The sequence below is a fragment of the Blautia sp. HCP3S3_D9 genome (assembly GCF_052063845.1).
In the GTDB taxonomy this organism is placed as follows: domain Bacteria; phylum Bacillota; class Clostridia; order Lachnospirales; family Lachnospiraceae; genus Blautia_A.
Genome location: NZ_JBQHWS010000213.1, coordinates 1 through 3,534 on the forward strand (window position 1 = coordinate 1; position 3,534 = coordinate 3,534).

The 3,534-nt window shown below is 42.5% G+C and carries 1 protein-coding gene; it reads right to left on the minus strand.

Annotated elements, in window-relative coordinates; translation table 11 throughout:
• Positions 1-3,533, minus strand: a 3,533-nt coding sequence (locus tag ACTNES_RS20035; RefSeq protein WP_441040493.1) for a DUF3849 domain-containing protein, incomplete at its 3' end; no start/stop codon positions are given.
• Position 3,534: the final 1 nt, after the last annotated feature.

A 3,534-nucleotide genomic window follows, 5' to 3' on the forward strand; every position in this document is an offset into this window, starting at 1 on the left:
AATGACCGGGCAGTTAGCACATCACTGTCTATATCAGATTCTTCCGATACTTCAACCAGCCAGTCCTTTAAACACCCTGTTTTCTGATTCAAAATGTCCTCTGTGATTTTCTCTACCTGTTCTTCCCTGTTCTCAACGGTATCTTTATATTCGTAAGGATCATATTCATAGCTGAAATTATCTAAATCCACTGCCAGCTTTTTGATCTCCTGCTGATCAAGATAGGCTTCGGACTCCCTCATATACTCTGCCAGAGTAATTCTTTCTTCTGCGATAGGATTGATGTCCACCTTAATACCTGCCATTGCTATACCATGAGCATTTAATTCATTAAAGAAACTATCCTCCCGGATATTGCCACGATAAGAAAGCACTACATCAAGGTCAGAATCATTTCTGTAAAGTTCCTCTCTGCTTCTGGAACCATGCACCCTTGCAGCAAGCAGCTCTACTTCATTTTCCAGTCCCATTTCTTCCAGAATCCCCTGTGCATGATACAAGACACCCCGTTCCACTTCTGCCCTGCTAAGACCATTTAATGCAACCTCATCTCTTCCAATCTCAGAAGTCGCACGAAGCTCACCTGCCTGTAGTAAATCCTTTGAATGTTGGATGGTCATTGCCTCAAATTCTTTATAGTCTACTTTGACGCACTCCATATCATCCATTCTTTCACTTTTCAGGATTTCATAAGTAGCTTTCTGAACAGATACTTTGGAATCGTCATAATCATTGGAATGGATTTCATGCAGGTCAGAATCATAAAAAATATAAAAATAACCTTCTTCTGTAGCCTGTACAGTCAGATACCCTTTGCTCTTAGTAAACTGCATTGCAATTCCCTCACAGGTATCCACTGCTCTTTCCCGGTCATAGTCCTCGAAAATACTTGGTGGACAATTCTTTAATAACTGTGCCAGCTGCATCTGTCGTTCGCCTGCTTCTTCCACTTCTGCCATCAAATCCTCATAATCAACGAGAACTGCATTTTCCAGGGACATATCTTCATCTTCCAGAATATCTTCCATTGCCTGCCGCATAGAAATATCAGGATTGTCATAAGCACCACCGTCGATCTCATCGTAATCCAAAGCATAAAAGGTATAATCATAGCCTTCCTCTGTTCTCTGGATTGCAAAATACCTATCGTCAATCTTATATGCCAGTTCATCCGGTTCCAGTTCCGGCATAAGTTCTTCCACAGAAATTCCTTTCTCCTGCAGATACTCTGAAATGGCTTCCAATGCTCCGGCATCATACCCATTCCAGAGATCTTCGGCTACAAGCTGACCATGTTCCGATACGATAATCCCTGCCACATCTGAGCCATACTCATCATGTTCCATGAAGAAAAACTTCTCCCCTGCATACTCTCTTTCATCTACCGTATGCCAGGTTCCTGCATGTCCATCTGCTTCAAATCCTCTGGTATCTTCTGTAATGGTGACTTCCGCTTCATCCAATGCCTGTTCAATCTTCTGCATACGGATCTCTGCCCTTGCCATATCAATAAATCCATCTAACACCGCCGGGTGGCTTTCTATCACATAATCCTGATTCAGATTCTTTCCCTGATTGATATTTTCCGGGATTTCGATATGCTCTGCCCAGTCTTTGTTCTGTCTGGAAAATCTGCCATCATAAGAAAGTTCCCGGAGCGTATTTGCCATAACAAACGTCATACGTTCTTCTCCAAACTGTTCCAGCACCTGTGTTGCGGCATCTTCCTTTAAATGCAGTCCATCAAAATTTAATGCGATTGCTTCCTCGATTGCTTTCTTACAATCAATATTTAACTTTCTGGAATCCAGATAGGCATCTACATCCCGTTCTTCCATTGCCTGAGCAAGTGTTCCTTTATAGACTGGGGGATAGGCTCTGGTATGATTATTTTCCAGTATCTCCATTCTCTGCTGTACAAAGTCCGGAAGTTCCTCAAAGCCGAAAGAATCCACATAATAAGCCTTTGTTTCCGCCGTCCGGTTTATAACTATGACATCGCTTACCGATAAGGAATGTCCATGAAAATCGTTTGGGCGGTTGATATTAAATCTCTCAAAAATATCATCTAATGTGACCGTTGGTGTCCATGGAGCCGCATACACCATCCTGTAGTCTTTTCCATCAATGCTATAGCCTAACTTTTGAGCCGATTCAACCCCCATAAACTGATAAGTATGCTCTCCACCCGTATCCATCTGATAGACTGCAAAACGACCGCTTTCTCCATGAAGAAGTAAGGTTTCATCAATCTTTTCTGCACTATCCTGTTCCAGTTTTTCCTGTCTGGCTATCGCTGCTTCTCTTTCTTTATGTACTTCCCATTCCGTTTCCGTAATACCAAAGATACCGTCATGCCCCAGGATCGCATTTTCTGTTTCTGCAAGAATCTGTCCTGCCTGCTCTGGATTGTCTGGATTTCCATGTAATATAAAAACTTCTGCACCTTCACGATACAATTCTACTGCCCTGCTTTTTTCAAGAGGATACATGTGTTCCAGTCGGATTCCTGCTTCGTGCATTTCTGTAAAACCGATCCTTCCATCTGGAAAGTTATCCATCTGTGCCTCTGTCTCATGCACAAGACTTCTCATAACTTCACTTCGGTCACCCCGATTCGCTGTCAGCATACGGTTTACCAGTCCCAAAACTTCGTCCCGGTCATCCATCTTATAAGCAAAATTTACGATAAGATTTCTTTGTGATTCCGTAAAATTCTCATGGCTGGCGGTTTCTGCAGCTTCAACCAGTCTATGGGCATACTGCATGGTACTTTCCCTTTCTTCTGAAAGTTCTTTGGTTGGAAAGTTTGCCCTCGCAGCCTGGATCACTTCATGTACTAATTTTGTACCGGCTTCCTCATAAGATTCCCGCATATCCCAGACAAGATCATTCAGTCTTTCTACCTGTCCAGGAAAGGTTTCTGCATATTCCGTTACAAATGCTTTCTCTTCTTCTGTAAAAATCGTTCTCGGAAATTCTGCTTTTTCCACCAGCATTTCTGCCTGTTCTTTCGGTGTCAGCTCTGAAAAATAAGCACTGCCTGTATCTGCATCATACGCTGCATCAAAAAAGTGAATCGGATAATTTTCTCCCACTCCATCACTTGCATACAATACTGTGATTGCTGCACCTCTGTCCTCCAAAAATTCTTCCAGTGGTTTCTCATCCTCTGAAAGTTCTTTCTGTTCCAGTAAAGTAACATATTCCCTTACATTCTCCTGCACCTGTTCTGCTGTCATATTTTCAACCAGATTATAACTATATTCCGAACCCATACTGCCTGAAAGATACAAGATGACATCCTCTCTATGAAATGTTTCTCTGATCGGTCTTTCCATCTCAATTTCATGCATCTGCTCCTCAATGTTCCCAATGATCTCTGCCGATGTTTTTCGGATGGTATCCATAGACGCTTTCAGTGCCTTCATATCCCTGCTCTCGCACCAGCTGGCGATATAGGTAAACGAATATTCTGAAGTATCCAGACCAAAATGGTTGCAGACAATATAAGCGATACTTTCTGCTTCCACT